The following is a 24,181-nucleotide window of genomic DNA, read 5'->3' as shown; positions in this document are numbered from 1 at the left end:
CTCAGCTCGGGAGGGCCGCTGGGGTGTGGGCGCGGGTGTCTGGAGCCAGCGTGCTGAGCAGATGCGGCGCGTCGATCAGTGTGTGCGTGGCGGGGTCGAGGAGATGCGGATGGAGCGCGTACACCTGGGCGCCCGCCCGTGGCGTGATGTCAGCGGTGAGTACGGCGGCGAAGTCGGACCGGCGCGCTGCGTCGTCGTCCCAGACCCGATCCGGCTCCAGGCGTGCGGTGAGCCGGCGGGCAAAAGCCGAGAGATCCTCAGCGGAATCACGCAGGTAGCCGACCACCGAACCGTCCGCACACCGGACGACGACCTCGTCGGTCCGCGCGGCAGCGTGCCAGCAGCACACCTCCCACAGGCTGACCCGGTCCCCCGCGCCGTGCACCTCCTCCAACGTCGCCGCCATCAGCGCGACGTGACCGCCGTACTTCGCGATGTTGTGCCCGTAGCCGGCCGCGCTGAGGTTGACGTCGTACCAGCGGAGCTCTTTCGTCTGCAGGTCGACGCCGAACGGCAGCAGGATCTTCGCCGGCCCGGTCAGATCGAACCGCTCCTCGACCGCTGCCGGGTCAAACAGGCCGGTCGGCTGCCGCATCACCCCGACGAAACCACGCTCGAGCTCGTCGAACGGCACGTTGTTGTAGCTGAACACCACCGGCAGGACGTATCGGCCGCCGACCCGTCGCACCGCCCGCAGATCCAGGTCCACGAACTCCGTCGACCCGTGCGGCCCAGGCGCCGAGGTCAGGTCGCCCGAATGCACCAAAGCGTCCTGGTCGAACCGCAGCCGGGTGTAGTCACACAGCCCGACGAAGCCCCACTCCTCGTCGAACACCGCAACCGACAGATCGAGATCCACCCGCCGTCCGCGCGGCTCGACCCAGTGCAGGAAGAGCCGCAGCAACTCGTCCTGCGGAATCGGGACCGCGCTCCCCCGCGTCATCCGCAGCAGCGTCGACGACGCGCTCCGCTCCGAACCGGGCGCCGCCAGCCGGGCCAGCTCCTCGTCCAGGAACACCCGCCGTAACCGCGACAGATCCGTTGCCCGCCGCAACATTTCTCCCACCAGTACGCCGGACAGCGCGGTGGCGAGCTCGGTCGCCAGGGGCTCCCGCTCGTCCACTGTCGTCCAGATCCGGGTGGTCCCGCCACGCGGGAAGAACAGCCGCAGATCACCCGGTGGCGTGCGAACCTGACCGAGCGCGGCGGTGAGCACGACCGGCGACACATCCGAGACCGCGGTCGCCAGCGCGTCCACCAATGCACCGTGCTGATCCGCCGGCAACACGCGCGCCAGGTGGACCAGTCGGCGTACCAACTCGCCCGGCCGCTGCCTCAGCAGGTCGAGCGCGTGCCCGGGCCTGGACAGGAGTGCACCTTCGACCCGGGATGCGAACGTGCTCGTGGTCAGCCGTCCGCTGTCGACCCGCACGAACGGATGTCGCGCCGCCTCACCTGCGACCGCCCGCCCGGCCGCGGTGCCCAGGTCCAGATTGGTGCGGCGCAGCACCGCGAACGCGAGCGCGGCCCGCGGATAACTGGTCGCGAACTCGAACGGATGCAGGTTCTCCGCGATCCGTTTCCAGGCTCGCTCGTGCCGGAGCATGTCCTCGATCAGCGTCTCGGGAGGCACCGTGTCGAGCCGCGCCAGCACCAGCCGACGAGTTGCCCGTGGCAACGACTTCCGCCGGAGCGGTGGCGTCCGGAGCCCGGGATCGGCGTCCATCAGGGCATACAGCAGTCGCAGTACGTCGGTCGCCGTCCCGGCCCGATCGATCAGGTCGGGGTAGTCGTCGAGGAAATGCGCGAGGACCAACGCCCGGGTCTCCCGGACCGGGATCTCGTCGGGCAGCCAGGACGGGTCGGCGTTTGCCAACAAGATCTGCAGGTCAGCACGATCCACGGCGGACAAGGGCGAGCGTCGTACCAGCAGAGCCTCGACGGTCGAGCGGAGCGCGTCGGCCGGCGCCAGGGTCAGCAAGCGGAGGCGATCCGAGCGCACGTGGGCGGGCTGCACCTCGTCGAACGACGGCTTCAGGAACGGATCGTTGGGGTTGATCCGGCGCAGGCACAGCGGGCAGGCACTGAAGTCCGAGCCGTCCCAGCACGTCCGGCAGACCAGGTGAGCGCAGGGCGAGACGGCGTGCACCGACTTCGCGTCGCCGCACAGCACGCATGGCTGCTCCGGCTCCTGCAGCAGGCGCGCGAAGATCCGGTTGATGTAGAAGGTTTCGGTGTTGCCCGGCACGCTCTCCGGGAAGCCGCGGAACAGCGGCACATGCTGCTCGTCGTGCCCCGACTCGGCGTCCAGCAGCTCGAGCAGGGTGCGGCCGAAGCCGGCGAGAGCGGGCGCCGACAGACCGGAGCAGTAGCGGTACAGACTGACGGACAGCAGCAGGCCCCGCTGGATCAGATCGGCCTGCAGCGCGGACAGCCCCGACTGGATCGTGAGCGGACGACGCAGCCACTGCCAGGCAGAGCGACGCACCGGAGGGGTCAGGGTGGTCGGGTCGACCAGTCGCCGGCGGCGCAGCAGTACGGCGGCCTGCGCGTGCTGATCCGGCATCGCGACTCCTCCCCAGGCGGGCGTCCGTTGACGTCATGGATGAACGCGCCAGGGGCGGAGAGCGAACGCGCTACTTGGCCTGGTGAAGGAGAAGGAAGCACGTCCAGGAGCCGCCCCTGGCACTGAGAACGCTACCGGGGGCCACCGACAGTTTCTGACGGGCCGCGGCGCTCAGAGGGCCGGACAAAGAAGAACTCTGGTACCAGGGTCGGGGCCGCCCCGCCCAGACCCCAGTACCAGAGATCTCCAGAGTAGAACGTTCACTCAAATCGGGCGCCACCGGGTTCACCATTTGGCACTGATGCGCCGCGATCAAACCTTTGAACCAGCCTGCCGCCCGTGCAGGGAAACCCTTTCAGTTACAGGCGGGAGGTGTCGGGCCACGGATTGTGGTTAGGGTCGTAGGTATGGAGGGTGGGGTGATCGAGCGTGCCCGCTGGCGCGATGTGTTCGGGCACGCGGAGTTCAGGGCGCTGTTTCTGGCCGGGGTGCTGTCCGTCGCAGGCGACCAGCTGGCCAGGATCGCGCTGTCCGTGCTGGTCTTCGACCGCACCAACTCCGCCGGCCTGACCGCTCTCACCTACGCGCTGACCTATGTGCCCGACCTGCTCTTCGGGCCGCTGCTGGCGGGGTTCGCCGACCGCTACCCCCGCCGTACTGTGATGATCGTCACGGACCTGGCCAGGGCAGTTCTCGTTGCAGCCATGGCGATTGAGGCCCTCCCTCTGGTGGTCGTCGTCCTCCTGCTGCTCGCGCTGCAGGCTTTCGGGTCGCCGTTCAACGCCGCACGTGCTGCGACGCTCCCCGCCGTACTGCCCGGGGACCACTACGTGCTCGGCAAGGCTGCGAACGACATGGTCGTGCAGTTCAGCCAGGTGCTCGGCTTCGGCACCGGTGGCGTGATCGTTGTCGCGGTAGGCACGTCCGGCGGTCTACTGCTGGACTCCGCGACCTTCCTGCTGTCCGCAGCACTCATAGCCTTCGGCGTACGACGGCGCCCGGCACCGGCCCGTGACACTAACGCGCCACCGACCAACTACTTCAAGGACCTCGCCGCGGGGGTCTCACTAGTCACCCGTACGCCGAAACTGCGCGCACTGGTCATCTTGGCGACGATCGCGGGGTTCTACGTCACTGTGGAGGGCCTGGCGGTCCCCTACGCCCACGAGATCGGTGGAGGACCTCAAGCGGCCGGACTGCTGCTTGCCGCGAGTCCAGCCGGTGCTGTCGCGGGCATGTGGCTGATCACGCTGTGGCCGCCTGAGCGGCGGATGCGGCTGCTGGGGCCACTGGCTGTGCTGGCCTGCGCGCCACTGGTCGTCTGCTTCCTCGCGCCGGGTCTCCTGCCGACCGTGGCGTTGTGGGCACTGTCTGGCCTTGCCTCGGCCTACCATCTACCGACGAGCGCAGCCTTTGTTCAGGCCGTGCCGGACTCACAGCGGGGCCAGGCGTTCGGAGTCGCCAGCACGGCGCTGAAGAGCAGTCAGGGCATCGGCATCCTGCTCGCCGGCCTGATCGCGGACCAGTCGTCGCCGTCGGTCGCGGTGGGCGTCATGGGCGCCGCGGGTGCGGTCGCAGCCCTGGCGGCGGGCACAGCCTGGACACGCGCCCGCCGGTCCGGGACCGGCGCCCCCGAAATGGAGGCCGGAGAAACGTCCGGAGATTCAGGGAATACCTCCGGACGGACTCCGTAAAAAGTCGGTAAAGAATTTTCGGCAATGTCCGTCAGGTCACCACTCGTTACCGTTGGTGAACCACTCGTTACCGGATCCACCCGGGCGGTGCAGCCACTCGTTGCCACTCTGCGTGAACCACTCGTTGCCGCCGCGGAACCACTCGTTCCCACCGTGGAACCACTCGTTGCCGCCGCCGGTGAACCACTCGTTGCCGCCGTTGAACCACTCGTTGCCGGTGCTGATCTTCGACATGGTGCTGGATCCTTCCTTCGCCATCCGTCAGATGGAATTTCGCGGGGTTGGGGATGACCTCGCGTGAACAGGCAGTTACTATTACGGAATAACCGCTCAGGTCTATCCGTGTGAGGCCACCATGATTCTGATCGGTCGGAGCAATTGGGTGCCACCCCGCCGATGGAAGCTCTGGTCGTTGCCCCGTCCTGCGCTGAGCTATGTGCTCGGCGTGGACGCTGTCGCAGTCATGATCACCGCCTTGGCTGTGGCCTCGACGATCTCCGGCGCCCGATCCGGTGTCAGGCCGACCGAGTGGATCGCCTTCGCCGTCCTGGCGTCCGCCTCGGTGCTACACCTTGAGTCTGCCCGCGGAATCGAGCGCCGACGCGAGATGGCGGCGAACACTTCGCCGTACACCAATCTGAAGAGCCTCTGGGTCTTCGCCGGCCTGCTACTGCTCCCGCTCAGCCTCGTGGTGGCGCTGGTCGTCGTGACGTATGGGTACTCCTGGATCCGTGTCTACGGCCGGACCATCGCTCACCGCAAGGTCTTCTCGGCCAGCACCTTCATCCTGGCCAGTGCCGCCGCTGCCGGCGTACTGCGTGGCGGCGGTCTGCTGACCGAGCCGCGCGTGCCGACCGGGCCGTGGACGCTGGTGGTCGTGCTGGGTGCGGCCGCGACCTGGTGGCTGGTGAACTTCGCGCTGGTGATCGGCGCGATCCTGCTCTCCTCCCCCGACGCCACCGCCCGTGGCGCACTGGGAGACCTTGCCGACCAGCTCGTCGTGGTGGCCGGCCTGGGCCTCGGCGTGGCGGTCGCTGCACTGCAGGCGTCGTACCCGTGGGTGGTGCCGATCCTGATGGTGGTCGTGCTGACGCTGCACCGCGACCTGCTGCTGCCGCAGTTCCAGCGCGCCGCAGGTACAGATGTGAAGACCGGTCTGGCGACACCGGCGTACTGGGCCAACGCCGTACCGGCTGAGCTGGCTCGTGCGGAGACGCTGCGGAGCACTGTCGGTCTGCTGATGCTGGACCTGGACAAGTTCAAGGAGATCAACGACACCTACGGCCACCCGGCTGGGGATCAGGCGCTGCGTGCGGTCGGTGAGAGCGTGCGTGCGGAGGTCCGGCAGGGTGACCTGGTCGCACGGGTCGGTGGAGACGAGCTCGCCGTACTGCTGCCTGGTGCCTCGGAGGTCGAGGTGCTGGAAGTGGCCGAGCGGATCAGGGACCGGCTCAGCACGTTGAGCGTGGCAGTGGACACGGCTACCGCGACCACTGCGGTGATCACCGGCGTACCGGCGTCGTTCGGTGCAGCGGTGTACCCGGATGTCGCGGACACCATGGATCAGCTGGTCCTCGCGGCCGACAACGCGCTACTCAGTGCGAAGCGGGACGGGCGCAACCGGATCGTCACGGCGGCCCGCCCCGAGCCGCCTGCCGTCACCGACCACGCGGACCAGCCGGTCGACTAACGGACCCGGATCAGGGCCTTGCCGAGTAGCGTGCGCTGCTCCAAGGCCCTGTGGGCGTCGGCTACGTGGTCGAGGTCGTAGAGCTGGTCCACCACGGGTTTGAGGTCACCGGCGACGGCTCTGGCGATCACGTCGGCGCCCGTGACCGTCGTACTGGTCGTGTCGGCTCTGAGGTCGTTGATCCCCTTCACCGTGATCCCGCGTCGTACCGCCTCGTCGGCGTCGTACTCCGCGAATCCTCCGCTCGGGGCGCCGTGTGCGGAGAACCAGCCACCGTCCTTGACGACGGTGAAGGCAGTCGCGCCGAGCTGACCGCCGGCGCCTTCGAAGACGATGTCGGCGCCCTCGTTGTTCGTTGCCTCGAGCACCGACTTCTCCCAGCCCGGCTGTGAGTAGTCGATCACCACATCGGCGCCCTGGGCCTTGCTGAGGTCGAGTTTCGCCTGTCCACGCGCGGCCGCGATGACGTGGGCGCCCGCCTTGTGCGCGAGCTGGATCAAGAGCAGGCCCATGCCGCCCGCGGACGCGGTGACGAGCACCTCCTTGCCCTGCATCGGCGGCGCGAGATCCTCCAGCATCAGAGCGGTGAAGCCGTCGCCGAAGACCGCGATCGCTGTCTCGAGGTTCAGCTCGGCCGGTACTTCGACGAGGCCGGCGGCGTTGGCTCGGACGAGCTCGGCGTGGGCGCCGAACCCGGCCGAGCGGCCGAGAACGCTCTTGCCGATCCAATCCGGCGACACGTCCGGGCCGACAGCGCGGACCGTGCCGGCGAGTGAATTGCCCGGCACGTAAGGCGGATTCACGTCGAAGTACTGGCTGTGCGCGCCCTGTCTGATGGCTGTCTCGACGAAGATCATGTCGGCGACCGCGACCTCGATCACCACCTCGCCGTCGCCCGCCACGGGGTCGGGCCAGTCCTGGGTCTTGATCACCTCGGGACCGCCGAACTCGGTGACTACCGCTGCTCTCATATCTGCTCCTTCAGTCTGTTCAGAGGTTTCAGGCTGCAACCTCAACTTGAGTTGAGGTCAAATCGGGCAGTTGTCCACAGGCGCTTGGTGACGGGCGGGAATCTGTCGGCGGTCCGGCGTACTGTGCAGGGCATGTTCGACGCCGTCTTCGTCCCAGCCGACCCGCCGCGCGCGGGCCGGCTGGCGCTGTACGGCGACCTCGCGGCGGCCGGCGAGATCGCCGACGGCACGGTGGAACTCGTGCTGCCCAAGGGCTCGCAGGTGCGCCGGACGACGGTGCCGGCGAGGTTGCTGTCCATCTCGCAGGTCCTCGATCGGCTGTCAGACGGTTCTGCTGCTTCTGTGAGCTGGGAAGCATGGCGGGCGGCGGCTTTGGCCGGGGTCGGGCTGATCGCGCGTGGGCGGCTCGTGCCGGATCGCAGTCCTAGCGGGTACGGCGCTTGGCGGGTGGCACCGCTGGATCCGCTGGACCGGGGCTGGTTGAGGAACCTCGGTGCGTCGATGCCGCCGTACGGACATGCCTTGCCGATCGAGGGGACGCGACCGGTGCGGCTGGTCGATCCGGAGCAGCTCGTGCGGGCGTTCTGGGATGCGATCGCGGACACTCTGGTGCGGACGCCGGCCGCGTCAGTCGCCGTACGGGCTGGTGCGGCTGCGTTCGCGTCGGTGGATCCGGTCGAGGTGACCGGGGCGACCGAATGGCTGGAGGAGACTGCGCAGAGCGAGGAGGCCGGTGCGCGGTTGGTGCTGCGGATCGAGCCGCCCGAGGATTTGGCCGACTTCCGGGCCGTGCTGCAGTTGCGCAGCGGTGTGGATCCGAGTCTGTTGGTGGATGTAGAGGACGTGTGGAGTGCGCCGGCCGCCGTACTCGCCGCGTTGGGTGAGCGGGCGGAGACCGATCTGCTGCTGGCTTTGCGACGTGGGGCTCGCGTGTGGCCGCCATTGGGTGCCGCGTTGCGGGATGCGGCTCCGTCGGAGGTCACGGTCGACGACGAGGCACTGGAGGAGTTGGCCGAGGGCAGTACGGCGCTGGAGGGCGCCGGGATCGAGGTGCTCTGGCCGACCGAGCTCTTCGCGGGCGAGTTGGCGGTGCGTGGGACGGTTGCGACGCCGACGCCTGGAGCGGTGACCGGGCCGGACTTCAACTTGACCGAGTTGGTGGCGTTCCGTTGGCGGCCGACGCTGGACGGGCAGGAGCTGACCGAGCAGGAGGTGGCGGCGCTCGCGGAGGCGAAGCGGCCGATGATCCGGATGCGCGGGCGGTGGGTGCGGGTCGACCACGATCTGGTTCGGAAGCTGCAGCGTGGCGGCACGCGGAAGCTGACCGGCGCCGAGGCGCTCGGTGCGGCGCTGACCGGGACTATCGAGGTCGACGGCGAGCTGGTCGCCTTCGATGCGAACGGATCGCTGGCGTCGATGCTGGCGCGGCTGCGAGCGGCCGAGGAGCCGGCACCGTTCGAGCAGCCGGCCGGGTTGCACGCGACGTTGCGCGACTACCAGCGGCGAGGCGTCGCGTGGATGGCGCAACTCGCGAATCTCGGCCTGGGTGGATGTCTCGCGGACGACATGGGGCTGGGCAAGACGATCCAGGTGATCGCGCTACATCTGCAATTGCTGGGCCGCGGACCGACGTTGGTGGTCTGCCCGTCGACACTGCTCGGGACGTGGGAGCGGGAGTTCGCACGGTTCGCTCCGGATGTGCCGACGCGGCGGTATCACGGTGCCGGACGGACGCTGAGCGATCTCGAGCCGGACGAGGTCGTGCTGACGACGTACGGCGTGGTGCGGCAGGACCACCGGGTGCTCGGCGAGGTGTTCTGGGGGCTCGCGGTCGCGGACGAGGCACAACATGCGAAGAACCCGTTGTCCAGGACGGCGCGCGCGTTGAGGACGTTGCCCTCGGCAACCAGGATCGCGCTGACCGGGACGCCGGTGGAGAACCGGTTGTCGGAGCTGTGGTCGATCCTGGACTGGGCGGCACCGGGGTTGCTGGGGACGCTGGACCGGTTCCGGCACGATGTCGCCGTACCGGTGGAGCGGTATCACGACGAGGAGGCGACGGCCCGGCTCGCGCGGGTGACCCGGCCGTTCCTGCTGCGGCGGCGGAAGATCGATCCGGGGATCGCGCCGGAGTTGCCGCAGAAGACAGAGCACGATGTCGTCGTACCGCTCACCGTCGAGCAGGCCACGCTGTATCAGGCCGTTGCCAAGGAGACGCTGGCGAAGATCGAGTCGGCGGAGGGGATCGCGCGGCGCGGACTGGTGCTCAGTCTGCTGACGCAGTTGAAGCAGGTCTGCAACCATCCAGCGCAGTTCTTGCACGAGCCGGGTCCGCTGGAGCGTCGTTCGGGCAAGCTGGCCGCGCTGGACGAGCTGCTCGACGTCATCCTGGCCGAGGGCGAGTCGGTGCTGATCTTCAGCCAGTACGTCGAGATGTGCCGGCTGATCGAGGCACACCTGGCGGCGCGGCGGATCAAGTCGCTGTTCCTGCACGGCGGGATCGGGGTGCGGAAGCGGGAGCAGTTGGTCTCGGAGTTCCAGGCCGGCGAGGCTCAGGTGTTCTTGCTGTCGTTGAAGGCTGGTGGGGTCGGGCTGACGCTCACACGCGCGACGCACGTGGTGCATTACGACCGCTGGTGGAATCCGGCTGTCGAGGATCAGGCGACCGACCGCGCTTATCGGATCGGCCAGGACCGGCCGGTCCAGGTGCACCGGCTGGTCACCGAGAACACCCTGGAAGACCGCATCTCCACCGTCATCGCCACCAAACGCAACCTCGCCGACGCGGTCGTCGGCTCAGGCGAGGCCTGGCTGAGCGAGCTATCCGACGCCGAGCTCACCGAGCTCGTCGAGCTGTCAACCACCCCACCAAAATCAGGTGCAGCCAGCACGTACAACCCTTCTACCGTTGGGCGATCCTCGGCTGCCGTGGGTGGTGAGGAGGATGAATGAGCGGGTGCCTTGGCAGGGGTGGCGGCGGAAGGGGGAGGATGCTGGGCTGCCTGCGGCCAAGGGGGCTGGGAGCCGGCGGCCGTTCGGGGCGACGTGGTGGGGACGGGCTTGGCTGGAGGCGTTGGAACAGCGAGCCCGGTTGGATCCGAATCGGCTGTCGCGTGGGCGGTCGTACGCTCGGCGCGGCAGTGTGCTGGAGGTGACGGTTTCACCTGGTGAGGTCGAGGCTGTGGTGCAGGGCAGCCGCGTCACGCCGTACCAGGTGACGGTCCGGATCCGTGCGTTCACGACCGCCGAGTGGGACGCCGTACTCGACGTGGTCTCGTCGCAGATCGGCCGGGTTGCGGCATTGCTGGACGGTGAGCTGCCGCCGGAGGTCGTCGACGACGTGCATGCGGCTGGGTTGGACCTGCTTCCGGGTGCCGGCGAGGTCCTGACGAACTGCAGCTGCCCGGACTTCGCCGTACCGTGCAAACACTCCGCCGCCGTCTGCTACCTGGTCGCCGACGCCCTGGACGACGACCCATTCGCCTTGCTGCTGCTCCGCGGACGCCGCCGCGACGAACTCCTGTCCGCGTTGCGCTCTCGCCGCTCCACGACAGCACCACCCGGCACACCACCCCGCCAACCCCCACCCCCAGGCATCCCAGCCAGAACAGCATTCGCCCAACACCTCAGCGCCACCGACAGATCAGCCGCGCCCTCGGACGCGTCCAACGGGCCGCCAGTGCAAGACGCGGCCGGCGGGACACCTCCGCGACCTGAGCGGCCGGAGCCAGTTCGGCTGCCCGCCGTGCCCGTGGCGCCTCGGCCGATGGGGGCACCCGGGCTGCCGGCCGCTGTCCAGGCTCTGGATCCACCACGCTCCTCGGGCGTCGACGTACGCGATCTGGTCGCCCTCGCCACCGACGCGGCCCGCCGAGCCTGGGAGCTCGCATCCGGCGACGGCGACGGCGGCCTTCACCTCACCGTCGACCAAGACCTGGCTCGTCGTGCAAGCCTCCTCCTCGGCACCCCCGAGCTGGCCGACCTGGCCCACCGAGCCGGCGTCCCCGCCCGCCAACTCACCAGCTGGGCCGTCGCCTGGCGCGAAGGCGGCCCGGGTGGCCTCGCAGCCACCGTCGACGAACCAACCGATGTCGACCCATCAGCCCTCGCCGAAGCCCTCGAAGCCCTCCCCGGCGCCACCATCGAAGCCAACCGAGTCACCGCCGGCAAAACCCAACTCCGCCTAGGCACCGACGGCCTCTGGTATCGCTTCGACCAACACTTCAACGACTGGACCCTGACCCGCCCACCCTCCCCCGTCCCCCAAGACCTCCTCACCGACTAGGCCGGTCCCGGCTGCTTCGCGCCGAGGAAGGCTTGGGTTAGGCGGGTTATGAGGTGGTAGGGGATGGGTTTGTTCAGGGGGAATTTGAGGGTGCCTTTGCCTGAGCGGTACGGCTCGATCGCGGCGGCGAGGTCGTCGTCGAGGGGTGGGATCGGGTAGAGCGCGATGTGCTCTTTCCAGGCGCTGAAGTACAGCAGGTATTTGCCGTCGAGCGTGATGGTGGGGATCTGGTAGCTGATCTTCTCCCCCGCGTCCGGGACGACGTCGCGGATAGTACGCCGTACCTTCTCCAGCACCTCCTGGACGTCGGCCGGGAAGGAGCCGATGTACTCGTCCACGCTCGCGAACTTGTTCTCCGCCACGTAAATCATCGTGACCAGGTCGCCGTACCAGGGCAAGCTCCTAGCGGCGGCGGAGCTCCGTGTGGGTTTCGAGGGCCGTGATCAGGTGGTCGGCGATCTTGGCGTGACCGGGGACGGACGGGTGGACGCCGTCGGTGGTGTCGGCCTCGGTGATCCAGCCGGTGGAGTCGACCAGGACGAGGTTGGGGTCGTCGAGCGACTTGACCGCAGACTCGATCGCCTCGGCGTGCTTGCCACTGAACGGGGTGAGCGACACGATCGCCGTCGCCGGGTACGCCGTCCGCACTCGCGTGACGAAGTCGGCGTACTGATCCGGCTCCAGCGTCTCGTCGTTCACACCGAGGTTGATCACCACGACATCGGACGGCTCCACGCGCTCGGCCGGCGACCCGGCGAAGTTCCAGCCGAACGACTCCACCCCCGGCGGCACGTCGCCGTTGCCCGGCCGGAGGATGCCCTGCCGCCCGAAGCCGACCTGGTACGACGTGGCACCGAAGGCGCGCGCGGTCAAATAGGCGTACGACGTCGTACCGTCGGCACCCTCGGACTCCGGATGGGCGCTGAGCGAACGAACGCCCTGCGTGATCGAGTCACCGTAGAACTCGAGCCGCGGACCACCCGGCCGGCCGCTCAGCCGCAGCCGGGTGTTCACGTCCAGCACCAGTCCCGCGAACACCACAGCGCACTCGAACGGCGGGTTCCACCGGTTGACGTGCTCGTTGACGTCCTTGACCACGACCTCGACCTGGTGACGTCCGTCCGGTGCGGACAGTTCGATCACCGGGTTCTCGATCAGGTGCAGCTCCGGCTCACCGTCGTCGAGCGTGATCCACAGGTGGGGTGCGATGGTGAGTCCGGCCGTGTCGAAGAGCAACTGCAGCCGCTCACCCGCGAAGGAGAACGAGATCCGCGAGCCGGAGTTGACGGTGACCGCCACGCCCGGCTGGTGACCCCACTGGCCCTCCAGGACGATGCGGGGATCTCCGGGGGCGACGACCTCACCAGGCTCGAACGGCACGTCTCACTCCTTCTCGTGGGCCTTTGGGTGGCGGAGGCAATTCTGCCTGGCCGGTCACCAGCCTTCCTTCCGAGCCCGCGCTTCGAACAGCAGGATGCCGGCCGACAGCGCGACGTTGAGCGAGTCCGCCTGGCCGAGCATCGGGATCGAGACCGCCTCGCAGCCCTGCTCGTGCCACGCCCTGGACAGCCCGCCGCCTTCGGACCCGACGACGAAGGCGGTCGGCCCGTCGTAGGCGGCGCCGCGGTAGCTGTGGGTCGCCGCCGGATCGGCGAGGTGGATGCGGAAGCCGTGATCGCGCAACCACGTGGCCGTTTGCGGGATGTCGTCGAACTCGAGTACCGGGGTCGACAGGACGGTCCCGCGGCTGGCCGAGTACACGGCCGGGTGGCTCGGCCTGGCTCGCCGGCTGGTGAGGAGGAGGCAGTCCGCGTTGGCCGCGTCGACGGTACGGATCAGGGTGCCGAGGTTGCCGGCGTACTCGACTCCGTCGGCGACCAGGACCAGCGACGAGTTGGTGAACCGGAAGGTGTGCGGTTGCCAGACGGGCAGCCGTACGACTGAGATCAGGCCGTCGGACCGGGTTTTGCGTGACAGCCGGGTGAGCAGCTTCTCCGAGATGCGGTACACCTCGGTGGCGCGTTCCGCGATCCGGTCGACGGCGTACGGCGTACCGGCCTCAGGGCACCAGAAGAAGGTGTCGATCGGGGTCTTGGTGGCGAGCAGGCGGTCGTGCTCCCAGTTGCCCTCGATCATGATTCGCCCGGGTGCGCCGTCCTTGCGGACGGTGAGCAGGTCGCGGACTCGGGGGTGTTGCGCGCCGATGGGGCGCGCGGTGTGCACGGTCATGTGCAAGCTCCGGAAGGAGAGAATCAGCAAGCGCGCCGGGGACCCTGTGGTGGGTCCGCACCGGCGTGGCGAACGCCCGAAGGCGCCGTGGTCTGGACGCGGTCTACCTGGACCGCATCAGCCAAGGATTCTCTTCACCCTTCGGATGGTAGGCAGCCCCCCACGCCTCGTCACCCGGTTTTCCACACCCCTGGTCGGCACCCCGGTTTGGTCTGTCGGTGCGCATCACCGCACACCCGCCTTGCAGTTGTCCACAGGTCTGCGGCAGCCGGGTTTTGGTCTGTCGGTGTGGGTGGTTAGAGTCCCTTCTCTGGTTGCCGATCGCTCGCGGGGCGCTACCACACGGGAGGAGGAGCGATGGACGCGACGTTGCTGGACGCCGAGGCCGAAGCGGCCGTACTGCGCGTCTACCGTCAGGTGTTCGCCGTGCTCGCCCGTGAGGCCGGGGCGATGATCGTCGATCCGGACCTGCTCGACGTCGACCAGGCGATCCTGGACGCGTTCGCCGAGGCCGGCAGTGACGGGCTCACCGTCGAGCAGGCGACGCTCGCCTGCCGGGCCTACCCGCATGACGTGATCGTCCGGCGTTTCGACGTACTGCGGCAGTACGGCGCCATCACCAAGCTCGTCGACCGGCCGAACGAACTGCGTCACCGGGCCGCGTTCGCGCCGTACGTGATGTTGATGTTCCTGCGCCGGATGTCGGTCCAGGGCGGTCAGGCCGAGCTGCACCAACTGCTCACCCTCGAGGCGCACAGCGTCAGCGATCCGAGCGCCACCGAGGACGAGGGTCTGGCGTCGACCGAGCGCCTGACGAAGGTGTTCCGGCTGCTCGGCAACGAGCTCGCCATCCTGGTCTCGACCAGCACGACCGCCCAACTGCGGGAGAACGCGCAGCTCGCGTGGGGTAACGAGCGGCTGATCGAGCAGGCGGAGAAGGTCCACCGGATCGTGCTGGACCGCTGGCCGACCCTGCATCGCGCCTGTACGTCGCTCCGGATGGCGCTGGCCGCGTACGCCGATGCAGTGCAGCTCGCCGCGGGACGCCTGGTGGAGAGAGCTGGTACGACGCGCGCACTCGGGCTACTGCCGATCGAGACGTGGCTCACGTTCACCCGGAGCAGCGAGCCCGACGTACTCGCGGGCGTCCTGGACGGGCTGTTGTTCGATGCGGCCGCGCCGGACTTCTCGCCACAGACGATGGTGGAGGCGGTCGAGACTGGACGCCGTACCGGGACCGCCCGGATGGCGCCGCCGCGACCTACCGATGACGTTGCCGCGCCAGAGTCGGCGGCCGCGACGGACCGTGAGGAGCTGCGGGCCGAGGCCGAGCGGGTGCTGGCCGGACGCCCGTCGGTGGACATCGTCGAGGTGGTCGATCAGGCCGGCGATTGGATCACGGCTCGGCGAGTGCTGGCCGAGCTGACGGCCGCGCATCTGCATGACGAGCTCGACTATGAGCTGGTGTGGTCGGACGGCATGCGGATCGACCCGAACGCAGGGACGCCGTGGGCGACCGAGGGCGTGTTCAGGCGGGTGACGCGATGAGTACGCCGTCCTCGGAGGCCGTGGAGCGGCGCCTCTACAACGCGTTGTGGTGGGCGAAGGTGCAATCGGCGGGACCGTTGGAGGTTACGCCGGATACGCCTGCGGTGGCGGGGCTGACGCGTGCTGCATCGCCGGATGGTTCGACGGTGTGGCTCGTGCCGACGTTGCCTTCGGGCGCTGGTCACGCGGTGCTGGAGGAGTTGGGTGCTCCCCCGGTCGCCGTCGAGCAGCCGAATGAGACGGCTCGTGTCCTCTCCATCTGCGTTGCGTGCTGCTGGACGGATCGAAGCGGGCCGGCATGGCCTGGCTCAGTTGGCACGCTCGCGCAGATCAGGTCCGTGTACGCCGGGATGCGTGGGCGACCCGAGCAGTCGAGCGACCTGACGCTGATCATCGGCAGTCTGCGCCGTCTGCACGCCACCCACTGGCTGCTGTGGAACGAGAAGGCCGGCGAAGTCCGTCTCGGCCCGCGCGTCATCACGTGGACGGCCGCCGACGAAGCCACTCTCCGAGACCTCTGCCGCCACCTTCCCGACCCACCGCCGGCAGTCCTCACCAGCCAGCCGCCAGCGGAGCCGGAATCGGAGCCGTTGCCCGCGGAGGTGGCAAATGACTGACCAGCATGTGCTGTTCGATCCTCTGCTGCAGGATCTGAGCGATCGGTCGCGCGACGAGGTTCTGGCTGCCTTCAGTGCGGTGCAGTATGCGGCGCATCCGGTGGCCGAGGTGCAGTTGGCCGGCCTGCGTGACGTGACGCTTCGTCGACATGTCGCACGGATACTGAAGCTCATCGGTCGGACCCTGGTGCATGTCGACAGGACGCACTGGACCGCGGGCTATGCGGACGACATCGCGGCGGCCCTGACCGCGCAGGGCTGGCAACCGTTGTCGGTCGTCGACCGCGCGGTACTGGTCCTCGTGCTCGTCCACTCGGTCGCGATCCCTCGCAGCGAAGGGATCCTGACCGGCGACAGCTGGAAGTCGGCCCGGCCGACGACCGTCGACGAGCTGCGAACCACCAAGATCAGCGGCGAAGAACGACGACTGGCCCTTCAGCGTCTGCGGGCGGCCGGCCTGATCCAGCTGTCCGGCGACCACTCGGGCGGGCCGAGCTACATCCCTGGTCCACAGCTCCAACGACTCACCCCAGCCGCGCGGCGCCGCCTCCAGGACCAGCTCATCCTGGCCGCCGCCCCCGCCAGCCCGATCGCGGAAGCCATCCGCGCCCGCAACGGCACGGCACCATCTACAGAGCAAGACACCGCGGAAGGAAGCGCATGAGCAGTGCTAGTGAGGACGGTCCGTTCGACATCCTCGGGTCCAAGGTGCTGCTCGGCGTTCAGGTGGTCGACCTGTCACGACTCTCGACCCACCCGATCCCGATGGTCGGCCAAGGCCTCGTCACGGTCGCAGGCCAAGGCCCGACCGACTCGAACGGCGCCGGCAAGTCCTCGTGGATCGCCGCGCTCAGCCTGTTGCACGCCGACGACCAATGGCGCCTGACCAGCGGTGCACCCGGCGCGGCCGAGCTCCTGTTCACCGCGGAGGCCGCCGGTCAGGAAGGCAACTGGTCGAACGTCGATCGCGGCTACATCATCGGTGTCTTCTCCGACCCCGAGCTGACCGATCTCGACGAGATCGAGGCGGCCGCGATCACCGTGTGGATCCGGATCAACCGCAAGGCGTCGTACATCGATCTGCGTTGGAAGAACGGCCTGCACGTCCCGTACGGCGCGACCGAGGCCGAGCGGGCCGCGGGCGCCGACGCGCTGTGGGCGGCGCTGCCGCATTCGAACGGCCGCACCGACTTCCACGCGAACAAGCTGTCCACAGTTCTGTACGGCGGCCAGGTGCGCTGCGTCTCGTTCTTGTCGACGTCGGTCCGGTCGAGTCCGACGGCCAACCTGCTCGCCGAGCCGCTGAACGAACTCGGCCCGGCCCGGATCTTCAACGCGATCGCGACGCTGACCGGTCTCGACCACGAGCTCGAGCAGGAGCAGGCGCATCGATCCGCCGAGCACACCCAGCGCGAGGCGACCAAGCAGGCGACAGCCGACCTGCAGCGTTGGGAGCAGGAGATGGCGGCGGTCGAGGCCGGCATCCTGCAGCGCGCCGCGGCCCGGGAGGCGCTGGCGGGAGCGAAGGAGTCCTGGCAGGCGCGGTGCGCCCGGCACCTGATCGACGGCGACGCGCGGAACCGCGAGATCCTGCAGGAGCTCGGCGTACTCGACGAACGCGTTGCCGAGCAGGAAGCGCGACGCGAGGCCGTCGACGCCGAAATCGATGCCTTTGGCAACGAGGAGGTGCTGCTCCGGGATGTCCAGCTGACCCGGCAGGAGCGGGACAAGCTGGACGCGCGGGACCGCGAGCTCGACCTGGCGCAGCGTTCGGTGCGTGAGCAGCTCGAGCGACTCGGGCAGGAGCACCGGCGACTGCTGGACGCGGGGCGTTCGGCGGATGGCCGTGATCTCGCCGCGGCCGCCGAGGAGCAGGACGAGGCACGCGCCGTACTCGAAGAGCACATCGGACGCGACCACGCCGCTCGGTCCGCGGTCGATTTCGCGACCGGCGAGCTGCGGGAGGCCGAAAGCGGTCAGACCGTGTCGGCGCCGCAGCAGCAGGTGCTGGAGAACGCGGGCATCGAGTGTGGCGCGCTCACCGACATCACCGAGTTGACAACCTCGGAGCGAGCCGAGTGGGAGCCGCGGCTCGCGCCGTACCGGGAAGCCGTCGTCATCGACGCCGGTGATGTGGCGGTCGCGTCGACGGCTCTGGCGGATGCCGGGTACGCCGGATTCCTGCTGGTGCTCGCCAATCGGCCCGGCGCCTCGCGCAAGGGTGCCAAGCGAGGGCCGAAGTCCGCAGACAAGCGCTTCGCGCTGGATGGGTTCTTCGCAGCGCTCGGCGAGCGGGCGACCAAGGAGAACATCGACGACGTCGCCGGTGTGGTGGCCGTCGGGCAGTTCGACGAACCACTGACCGGCCGGACCGCTCGGATCGAGGCTGCCCGCCGCCGGCTCGACGCCGCGGTCGAGGCTCGTTCGGTCGCATCCGCGGCGCTCGAGCAGGCGCGTGCCCGGGTCGATCAGGCAGAGCGTCGTACGGCGGCCGCCCGCGCACTCGCCGACGCGGAGTCGGTGCAGGAGCAGATCCTCGCGCTCCGCGAGACGATCGACCGGCACGAGACCGATCGCGACTCGCTCGCGCCGCAACTCCAGGCCGCGAAGGAGTCCGCGGAGGCCGCCGCCGGTCAGCAACTCGTCCGCGACGAACGGCTCAAGAACCTCGAGGCAACCCGCCGGGATCACGAGCGGCTGCTCGACGATCTCACCGCCCGCCGGCTGGCGCTGATCGAAGAGCAGACCTCGCTCGACCTGGTCGCCCGGACCACCGCATGGGGCTCGACGCCGGCGGACGCCGAGGAGTTCATCCTCGGATTGCCTGACGACGCCCAGCGCCGTACGACGGCCGACTGGAACCACCAGGCCTGCACGCAACTCGACGACGTCATCCGTCGCTGTTTCCCGAACGCACGCTCGCGTGAGGAGATCCCGACCGAGCTCTGGGAGATCCTGAACGGCCCCGACGGCTGGACGAACGGCACTCTCAGCGCCCGCGTCGGCCTGGTCCCGGCGCTGCATCGCACGCTGAGCAGCCACCTCGCGCAACACGAGGCCTTCGACAGCCTGCAGCAACAGCAGATCGCCAGCCAGCGCGCCGAACGCAACGCTGCCCTCGAACGCGCTCGGGAAGGACTCGGCGAGGCCGAAAGCACCGCCCGAGCCCACCGCGCATCCCTTGCCGACGGCATCAAAGCGCGGCTCCGCCTGGTGTCACAGGAGTTCGACCGCCTCGATCAGCAGTACGGCGGGTACGGCGCGAAACTCGAGTTCCCCGAACCCGACCCGCCGGCCGAGCCCGACAAGCCGTGGCGCTGGACGGTCACGCCAAAGTGGCGGCGTTCCGAAGGTGGTCCGTTCTCCGCGTTCAATGTCAAGGGCAACACCGCCCAGATGGACGAGAAGGCGGTCAAGCTGGTCTGCGCCGCCGCACTCGCCGGCGGTTCGGACCGCCCACTTCTGCTGATCCTGGACGAGCTGGGCCGGAACCTCGGTTCGCAGCACCGCCGCGAGGCCGTCGCCCTGTTCGAACAGATCGGCCGCGACCGCAACATCACCGTCATCGGCGCCCTCCAGGACGACATGGAGCGCTACGCGTTGTCCTCGTCCCGGCTCTACGTCAAACTCCGCCGTAGCTCCGACACCATGGCCTACAACCAGGCCCCGGTCGTCAAGGGCAACGAGGAGTACGCCGACCGAGTGGAACTCCTCCGCGCCTGGCTGGAGTCCTACCGTGGCCCAACGCCGACTCTGGAGCTCGCTTCCCCAACCCTCACCCCGTGACTGCCGACATTTCGTCGCGCACACGGTGTCGGTACCGCAGCGGGGACTCCCCCACTTCACGTTTGAACGCAGTACTGAACGCACTCTCCGACGCGTACCCAAGGTCGAACGCCAGCGACCCGACCCGGACATCACCGTCCCGTAGGGCGCGCTGCGCCAGGAGCATCCGCCATCGATTGAGATAGGTCAGCGGCGGTACGCCGGCCACGGTCCGGAAACGCTCGGCGAACGACGTCCGCGACATCGCCGCAGCGCGCGCCAACTCCTCCAGGCCCCACGACCTTCCAGGCTCAGCGTGCATGAGGCGGAGCGCGGGACTCAGCCGTTCGTCGGTCAGCAAACGTAGCCATCCCGGCGGCAACTCGGCCTGATCGACGTAGGCACGCAGTACCTCCAGCAACACGAGCTGGCTGTGCTGCCGGATCGCGAACGCGGAGCCCCACCGGTTGGCGGTGACCTCGTCGAACAGTCGGTGCAGACTCCCGCGCAGGTTTGCTGCGGCGGAGGTCGCCCGGACATGACCAACCGGTGGCAGCGCCTGCAGTAGCAGTACCTGGCCGACGTGGTTCAGGTCGATGCGACCGCCGATGACGATGTCGTCGACACCGATGGCTGCACCGCTGAGAAGCGTGGTGGGAAAGCCCGCCTCGGGCACGATCTCGCGGCGCGGTCCGTCGTCGGTGCCGCCTTCGAGCTTCAGCCACGACCGATTGTTCAGGATGGCGACGTCGCCCGCTTCGAGCTCGATCGGTGCGTCGATCCCATCGGTCGTCAGCCTGGCCCGGCCGGACACCATCGCGATGAACTTCAGCGGCTCACCGAGGGCAGTGCGCGACACCCATGGACCTCGCATCGCGAACGCACCCGACACGAGGCTCCGGACCTGCACGAGGTCGAACACCTCGGACAACTGATCAGGGACCATTCCCGTACTCTCGCGCAAGAAATACGGACTGACAACCATTCAGAGTCCGGCCTGACCCGGACAGACTTGCCGCATAGACCCGCAACCTCGAGGAGAAACCCCATATGCGGTACCGCACTCTCGGCCGGACCGGTATCACGGTCAGCCCCTACGCGCTCGGCGCGATGATGTTCGGGGCCGTCGGCAACCCCGATCACGACGACTCGATCCGCATCATCCACCGCGCGCTGGATGCCGGGATCAACTTCATCGACACCGCCGACATGTACTCCCGCGGCGAGTCGGAAGAGATCGTGGGCAAGGCGCTCAAGGGGCGCCGCGACGACGTCGTACTCGCGACGAAGGCCCGGTTCCCGGTGGACTTCGACCCCAGCGGCGCGACGCCGGTCGTTCCCAACCGGTCGGGCGCGTCGCGCGGTTGGCTGATCCGCGCCCTCGACGACTCGCTGCGCCGCCTCGGCACCGACTACGTCGACCTGTTTCAGATTCACCAGCCCGACCCGGACACGGACATCGAGGAGACCCTCTCGGTGCTCACCGACCTGGTGCGCGCCGGCAAGGTCCGGGCCATCGGCTCGTCCTCCCTTCCGGCGTCGGACATCGTCCGGTCCCACTGGGTTGCCGAGCGACGCGGCCTGACCCGGCTGCGCACCGAACAGCCGCCGTATTCGATCCTCAACCGCGGTATCGAGCGCGAGGTACTGCCTGTCGTCGAGGAGTTCGGCATGGGCGCCCTGGTCTGGAGCCCGCTCGCCGGCGGTCTGCTCACCGGCCGCTATCGCAAGAACCAGGAGAACACGACGCACCGGTCCCAGTTCGGCTTCCGGCACCTGAGCGACTCGAGCCGCCTGGACGCCGTTGAGCAGCTCATCGAGCTCGCCGAGGACGCCGGGATCCCGCTGACGCACCTGGCGATGGCGTTCGCGATCGCCCACCCGGGCGTCACGTCCGCGATCATCGGGCCGCGCACGATGGAGCAGCTCGACGATCTCCTCACCGGGCTGGACGTCACGCTCACCGACAAGATCCTCGATCGGATCGACGAGATCGTTCCGCCCGGCACCGACGTCGGCAGGCTCGACATGGCCTACAACCCGCCCGCCGTACTCAACCCGCGCCTCCGCCGCCGTCCTGCCGACGAACGCGCCGCCGCCTGATCACGTCCGCGCGGCAGGCGCTTCCCCAGCGCCTGCCGTGCTTCCTCACGCGGCGAGGCTGGTGCGGCTGTTCGGCTCCATCAGCTGCGACCTCATCGCACGGACACGTAGAAATCCCCTTGGTTGCGGTAGCGCTCCCACACGGCGACACCCGACTTCAGTCGCGTATTTGCCAAAAACCGGACCCCGGTGCTGACCCCGGACCCATAGGTGCTTCAAACTGGACCGGTGGAACGTCCGGAGAACCGCACAGGCTGCTCACGCCGCGTAGGCGGAACTCTGGCCAACCGTCCGACTACCGGCGTACCGTCTGCTGCGCAGGTCCGGCCGCCTCGTGAACGGAGGGCGTGAATGGCATCCTGGCTGCTCCGCGCCCAGTGGACGCACCGTGACGAGACCGTCGAGCACCGCGCCCTCCGCGTCGGCCGCACCCTGACCGCGGTCGCCGTCGCCTTCCCCGACGTACACGCGTGGACCCAGGACGAGCGCTGGGGGTACCACGTCCTCGAGGCCGACGGCTCGACCCCGCTCCAGGAGATGGTCGAAGCCACCACCAAGGTCCTCGCGAACGGCTCGAGTACCACCCGCCTGCACCTGCAGAGCACCGGCGAGCTCCCCTGGCTCTTCGATCTGTCGATGGGCGGCACCCTCACCACGGTCTCGGACCAGCTCACGCTGCACTGGAGCGACGAGGACGCCCTCACCCAGTCCGAGCGCTTCGCTCAGGTCCTCCGCGCCGTCGTGACGATCTGGGAACCCGAGTGGGCCAGCATCGCCGACACCGAACTCGCCGCCGCGGCCGGCGTGTTCCGGCGCGGGATCCCGATGATGGGCTGGCTCACGTACGTCCGCGGTCTCGTCGCCGGCGCCCACGGCATCGACATCGGCCTCACCCCGTTCGAACGCGGCACGCTCCTCCAGGCCCCGGTCGCCCCTGCCGACCTCACCCCGGTCCACATCTGCGCCGCCGCAGCACTCGTCGGCATCGCCCCCGAGGCTTAGACCGCCTCATCCTGTACGTCGGTCAGCACGACGTGGCGATCCCATCGCGCCAACTCATCAGCATCCGGCAGCTCGAACTTGGAGTTGTAGTCCTCCAGCTCCTCCCGGCTGATGTGAAACGTCCCCTCCGGCAACGCCGCGTTGCGCGCCTCCAGCCGCTCCCACAACACCTCCAGCGAAAGATCCAGTACGACGATCTCCGCCAGCGCACCGAGTTCGTTGGCCCGCGTCCGGAACATGTCCCGCTCAGCCACGGACCAGCACCCGTAATCCAGAATCACGCTGACACCAAGCGTCAACGCCCGTCCCGCCACACCCCAGAAGAGCTGCGACTCGAGCACCCACCGCTTTCCGCCGTCCTCATTCACCCCGAACAACGGCTGCATCCACTCGTCCGGCGTGAACCGTATCCCCGCCCGCTCCCCCTCCAACCGCCGAGCCAAAGTCGTCTTGCCCGCCCCGGGCAAACCCACAATCAACACCATCACCGGACGCCGCATACCCGCACCCTATGAAGTCACCGGCCCCGTCGCCGACAACGGGCCAGGAACTGCCAGGAGTCCTGGTGCCGGCGCCGCGGCGTCGAAGGGTCGCCAGGTCCTAGCGAGCGGCCGGAAGGATCTGCTGGTCGACGCCTTCGACGGTGACAGCGCCAGGATCCGCAGACAGCGCTCGGGCGTCAGCTCCCACCGTCCCTCGAGCGGCGTCCCTGGAACGGAATCAGAAAGTTCACCGGCACCGAATCCGGATCCAGCTGCCGCAACGCGAAGGCCGGACCCACGACGTCGTCTGTCCGAAACCTTCAAGACACGTACGACGGCACTTGGAACGATCGGGGCATGGTCACCAATCAGCCCACCAAAGTCACCTCAGACCTGACCGAACTCATGAACGTCGGCAAGGCGGTCGCCGGCCACTTCGCCCGCGCCGGCATCACCCGCATCGACCAACTGACCGGCCGCGATCCCCTGGAAATCTACGAAACCCTCTGCGAGATCGACGGCCAACGCCACGACCCGTGTCTCCTCGACACCATCATGTCCGCCGTAGACCAAGCCAACGGCAACCCCGCCCGCCCCTGGCACACCTACACCCCCCACCGCAAACAACTCGGCGCCCTCGGTCCCAACTGACGATCACACCCGCCGCTGTAAGGCGATGTGGACCGCGGCTGCCGCGCCCCGCGGGTCGCAGGTGCCTGAGCCAGGCGTCGCCGTGCACGCATGCCTGTGCAGGCCGCTGCAGCTCGGCACGCAAAGACCCGCGCGTGTAGACGGCACCTGGGCCCGGTGGCGCGCAGCCCTTCAGACCCGTGCACGCCGCGGAAAGTCACCATGCAAGCAGGCCCATCGATAAGTGTGTGCCCTGCGGTACCTGGGCCGGCGCATGGCTGTGTACGCGCCGGGGACAGGCGCGTTGTTGGGTGCGGGCCGGAGACAGGCGCGTGGGCCTCATCAGGCGCACCTCCCGCGGCTACCAAGCTGTTCGGCGTGATCTTGTACGCCTCACGACTGACACCGCCGGAAGCGCAGGTCGCGCTGACCGAAGCGAGCCGGCGCAGCGATACCGGGGAAAGTTCCCGGGGAACAGTGTCCCGGTGAAGAGGTTCGGGAATTGTTAAAGCCCACCCCCGAGGGGGTGGGCTTTAACAGTGTGAATGTCCGGCGGCGTCCTACTCTCCCACGACCTCCCGGTCGCAGTACCATCGGCG

General features: G+C 68.7%; 19 protein-coding genes. 11 read left to right on the top strand and 8 right to left on the bottom strand.

Features of this window, described 5'->3' with window-relative positions:
• Window position 1 precedes the first annotated feature (1 nt).
• Window positions 2-2,566 carry an MXAN_6230/SCO0854 family RING domain-containing protein gene (locus tag V9K99_RS41835; protein WP_337007734.1) on the bottom strand — a complete coding sequence of 855 codons (2,565 nt, stop codon included), beginning with the start codon at window positions 2,564-2,566 and terminating at the stop codon, window positions 2-4.
• A 407-nt stretch (window positions 2,567-2,973) separates the two neighbouring features.
• Between V9K99_RS41835 and V9K99_RS41830 the strand changes: the two genes are divergently transcribed.
• Window positions 2,974-4,260, top strand: a complete 1,287-nt coding sequence (locus V9K99_RS41830; protein WP_337007733.1) for an MFS transporter — start codon at window positions 2,974-2,976, stop codon at window positions 4,258-4,260.
• A gap of 36 nt (window positions 4,261-4,296) precedes the next feature.
• Here the strand turns inward: V9K99_RS41830 and V9K99_RS41825 are convergent, their stop codons facing one another.
• Window positions 4,297-4,494 carry a DEAD/DEAH box helicase gene (locus tag V9K99_RS41825; protein WP_337007732.1) on the bottom strand — a complete coding sequence of 66 codons (198 nt, stop codon included), beginning with the start codon at window positions 4,492-4,494 and terminating at the stop codon, window positions 4,297-4,299.
• A 121-nt stretch (window positions 4,495-4,615) separates the two neighbouring features.
• Here V9K99_RS41825 and V9K99_RS41820 point away from each other — a divergent pair, with 121 nt between their 5' ends.
• The gene (locus V9K99_RS41820) at window positions 4,616-5,950 is read left to right on the top strand and encodes a GGDEF domain-containing protein (RefSeq protein WP_337007731.1); all 1,335 of its coding nucleotides are present in this window, start codon (window positions 4,616-4,618) and stop codon (window positions 5,948-5,950) included.
• Here the strand turns inward: V9K99_RS41820 and V9K99_RS41815 are convergent.
• On the bottom strand, window positions 5,947-6,921 hold the full coding sequence (locus V9K99_RS41815; protein WP_337007730.1) for a zinc-binding dehydrogenase: 975 nt from the start codon (window positions 6,919-6,921) through the stop codon (window positions 5,947-5,949). The two genes, V9K99_RS41820 and V9K99_RS41815, sit on opposite strands and share 4 nt — an antisense overlap.
• Before the next feature lie 132 nt (window positions 6,922-7,053).
• Between V9K99_RS41815 and V9K99_RS41810 the strand changes: the two genes are divergently transcribed.
• Window positions 7,054-9,873, top strand: a complete 2,820-nt coding sequence (locus V9K99_RS41810; protein WP_337007729.1) for a DEAD/DEAH box helicase — start codon at window positions 7,054-7,056, stop codon at window positions 9,871-9,873.
• Between the two features lie 199 nt (window positions 9,874-10,072).
• Window positions 10,073-11,206: an SWIM zinc finger family protein gene (locus V9K99_RS41805; RefSeq protein ID WP_337007728.1), complete on the top strand. Its 1,134-nt coding sequence runs from the start codon at window positions 10,073-10,075 to the stop codon at window positions 11,204-11,206.
• Here V9K99_RS41805 and V9K99_RS41800 read toward each other — a convergent pair.
• Genes V9K99_RS41800 through V9K99_RS41790 form a run of 3 tightly spaced genes read right to left on the bottom strand, consistent with a single transcriptional unit; the run spans window position 11,203 to window position 13,435 of the window.
• Window positions 11,203-11,568, bottom strand: coding sequence for an iron chaperone (locus V9K99_RS41800; protein WP_337007727.1), 366 nt, complete (start codon window positions 11,566-11,568; stop codon window positions 11,203-11,205). The two genes, V9K99_RS41805 and V9K99_RS41800, sit on opposite strands and share 4 nt — an antisense overlap.
• 40 nt (window positions 11,569-11,608) lie before the next feature.
• Window positions 11,609-12,586 carry a GDSL-type esterase/lipase family protein gene (locus V9K99_RS41795; RefSeq protein ID WP_337007726.1) on the bottom strand — a complete coding sequence of 326 codons (978 nt, stop codon included), beginning with the start codon at window positions 12,584-12,586 and terminating at the stop codon, window positions 11,609-11,611.
• 54 nt (window positions 12,587-12,640) lie between these two features.
• On the bottom strand, window positions 12,641-13,435 hold the full coding sequence (locus V9K99_RS41790; RefSeq protein WP_337007725.1) for a TrmH family RNA methyltransferase: 795 nt from the start codon (window positions 13,433-13,435) through the stop codon (window positions 12,641-12,643).
• A gap of 357 nt (window positions 13,436-13,792) precedes the next feature.
• Between V9K99_RS41790 and V9K99_RS41785 the strand changes: the two genes are divergently transcribed.
• From V9K99_RS41785 to V9K99_RS41770, 4 genes are read left to right on the top strand one after another with little or no spacing between them, the layout of a single operon-like run.
• On the top strand, window positions 13,793-14,983 hold the full coding sequence (locus tag V9K99_RS41785) for a hypothetical protein (RefSeq protein WP_337007724.1): 1,191 nt from the start codon (window positions 13,793-13,795) through the stop codon (window positions 14,981-14,983).
• Entirely contained in the window at window positions 14,980-15,600 is a 621-nt protein-coding gene (locus V9K99_RS41780) for a hypothetical protein (RefSeq protein WP_337007723.1), read from the top strand. The genes V9K99_RS41785 and V9K99_RS41780 overlap by 4 nt, the downstream gene beginning before the upstream one ends.
• Window positions 15,593-16,264, top strand: a complete 672-nt coding sequence (locus tag V9K99_RS41775) for a hypothetical protein (protein ID WP_337007722.1) — start codon at window positions 15,593-15,595, stop codon at window positions 16,262-16,264. The genes V9K99_RS41780 and V9K99_RS41775 overlap by 8 nt, the downstream gene beginning before the upstream one ends.
• On the top strand, window positions 16,261-19,386 hold the full coding sequence (locus V9K99_RS41770) for a chromosome segregation ATPase (RefSeq protein ID WP_337007721.1): 3,126 nt from the start codon (window positions 16,261-16,263) through the stop codon (window positions 19,384-19,386). Before V9K99_RS41775 ends, V9K99_RS41770 begins: the two co-directional genes overlap by 4 nt.
• Here V9K99_RS41770 and V9K99_RS41765 read toward each other — a convergent pair.
• Window positions 19,376-20,311 carry an AraC family transcriptional regulator gene (locus V9K99_RS41765; protein WP_337007720.1) on the bottom strand — a complete coding sequence of 312 codons (936 nt, stop codon included), beginning with the start codon at window positions 20,309-20,311 and terminating at the stop codon, window positions 19,376-19,378. The genes V9K99_RS41770 and V9K99_RS41765 overlap by 11 nt on opposite strands.
• A gap of 104 nt (window positions 20,312-20,415) precedes the next feature.
• On the opposite strand from V9K99_RS41765, the gene V9K99_RS41760 reads away from it, so the two are divergent.
• Both V9K99_RS41760 and V9K99_RS41755 read left to right on the top strand, forming a co-directional pair.
• A complete protein-coding gene (locus tag V9K99_RS41760; protein WP_337007719.1) occupies window positions 20,416-21,468 on the top strand; it encodes an aldo/keto reductase in 1,053 nt (350 codons plus the stop codon).
• A 351-nt stretch (window positions 21,469-21,819) separates the two neighbouring features.
• Window positions 21,820-22,470 carry a hypothetical protein gene (locus tag V9K99_RS41755; RefSeq protein WP_337007718.1) on the top strand — a complete coding sequence of 217 codons (651 nt, stop codon included), beginning with the start codon at window positions 21,820-21,822 and terminating at the stop codon, window positions 22,468-22,470.
• On the opposite strand, the gene V9K99_RS41750 is transcribed toward V9K99_RS41755, so the two are convergent.
• On the bottom strand, window positions 22,467-22,970 hold the full coding sequence (locus tag V9K99_RS41750) for an AAA family ATPase (protein WP_337007717.1): 504 nt from the start codon (window positions 22,968-22,970) through the stop codon (window positions 22,467-22,469). The genes V9K99_RS41755 and V9K99_RS41750 overlap by 4 nt on opposite strands.
• Before the next feature lie 339 nt (window positions 22,971-23,309).
• On the opposite strand from V9K99_RS41750, the gene V9K99_RS41745 reads away from it, so the two are divergent.
• Window positions 23,310-23,603 (top strand): helix-hairpin-helix domain-containing protein, encoded by a 294-nt coding sequence (locus V9K99_RS41745; RefSeq protein ID WP_337007716.1) that lies wholly within the window; start codon window positions 23,310-23,312, stop codon window positions 23,601-23,603.
• The last annotated feature ends 578 nt before the right edge of the window (window positions 23,604-24,181 follow it).

The organism is Kribbella sp. CCNWLW201, from assembly GCF_037203805.1.
In the GTDB taxonomy this organism is placed as follows: Bacteria; Actinomycetota; Actinomycetes; order Propionibacteriales; family Kribbellaceae; genus Kribbella.
Note: the sequence above shows the minus strand (reverse complement) of the source record. Positions and strands in the feature narration are given on the sequence as shown.

Bases quoted from the DNA above. Each gene is read 5' to 3' on its own strand.
- V9K99_RS41835 (WP_337007734.1), bottom strand. From the start codon at position 2,566: ATGCCGGATCAGCACGCGCAGGCCGCCGTACTGCTGCGCCGCCGGCGA.
- V9K99_RS41830 (WP_337007733.1), top strand. From the start codon at position 2,974: ATGGAGGGTGGGGTGATCGAGCGTGCCCGCTGGCGCGATGTGTTCGGG.
- V9K99_RS41825 (WP_337007732.1), bottom strand. From the start codon at position 4,494: ATGTCGAAGATCAGCACCGGCAACGAGTGGTTCAACGGCGGCAACGAG.
- V9K99_RS41820 (WP_337007731.1), top strand. From the start codon at position 4,616: ATGATTCTGATCGGTCGGAGCAATTGGGTGCCACCCCGCCGATGGAAG.
- V9K99_RS41815 (WP_337007730.1), bottom strand. From the start codon at position 6,921: ATGAGAGCAGCGGTAGTCACCGAGTTCGGCGGTCCCGAGGTGATCAAG.
- V9K99_RS41810 (WP_337007729.1), top strand. From the start codon at position 7,054: ATGTTCGACGCCGTCTTCGTCCCAGCCGACCCGCCGCGCGCGGGCCGG.
- V9K99_RS41790 (WP_337007725.1), bottom strand. From the start codon at position 13,435: ATGACCGTGCACACCGCGCGCCCCATCGGCGCGCAACACCCCCGAGTC.
- V9K99_RS41785 (WP_337007724.1), top strand. From the start codon at position 13,793: ATGGACGCGACGTTGCTGGACGCCGAGGCCGAAGCGGCCGTACTGCGC.
- V9K99_RS41780 (WP_337007723.1), top strand. From the start codon at position 14,980: ATGAGTACGCCGTCCTCGGAGGCCGTGGAGCGGCGCCTCTACAACGCG.
- V9K99_RS41775 (WP_337007722.1), top strand. From the start codon at position 15,593: ATGACTGACCAGCATGTGCTGTTCGATCCTCTGCTGCAGGATCTGAGC.
- V9K99_RS41770 (WP_337007721.1), top strand. From the start codon at position 16,261: ATGAGCAGTGCTAGTGAGGACGGTCCGTTCGACATCCTCGGGTCCAAG.
- V9K99_RS41765 (WP_337007720.1), bottom strand. From the start codon at position 20,311: ATGGTCCCTGATCAGTTGTCCGAGGTGTTCGACCTCGTGCAGGTCCGG.
- V9K99_RS41760 (WP_337007719.1), top strand. From the start codon at position 20,416: ATGCGGTACCGCACTCTCGGCCGGACCGGTATCACGGTCAGCCCCTAC.
- V9K99_RS41755 (WP_337007718.1), top strand. From the start codon at position 21,820: ATGGCATCCTGGCTGCTCCGCGCCCAGTGGACGCACCGTGACGAGACC.
- V9K99_RS41750 (WP_337007717.1), bottom strand. From the start codon at position 22,970: ATGCGGCGTCCGGTGATGGTGTTGATTGTGGGTTTGCCCGGGGCGGGC.
- V9K99_RS41745 (WP_337007716.1), top strand. From the start codon at position 23,310: ATGGTCACCAATCAGCCCACCAAAGTCACCTCAGACCTGACCGAACTC.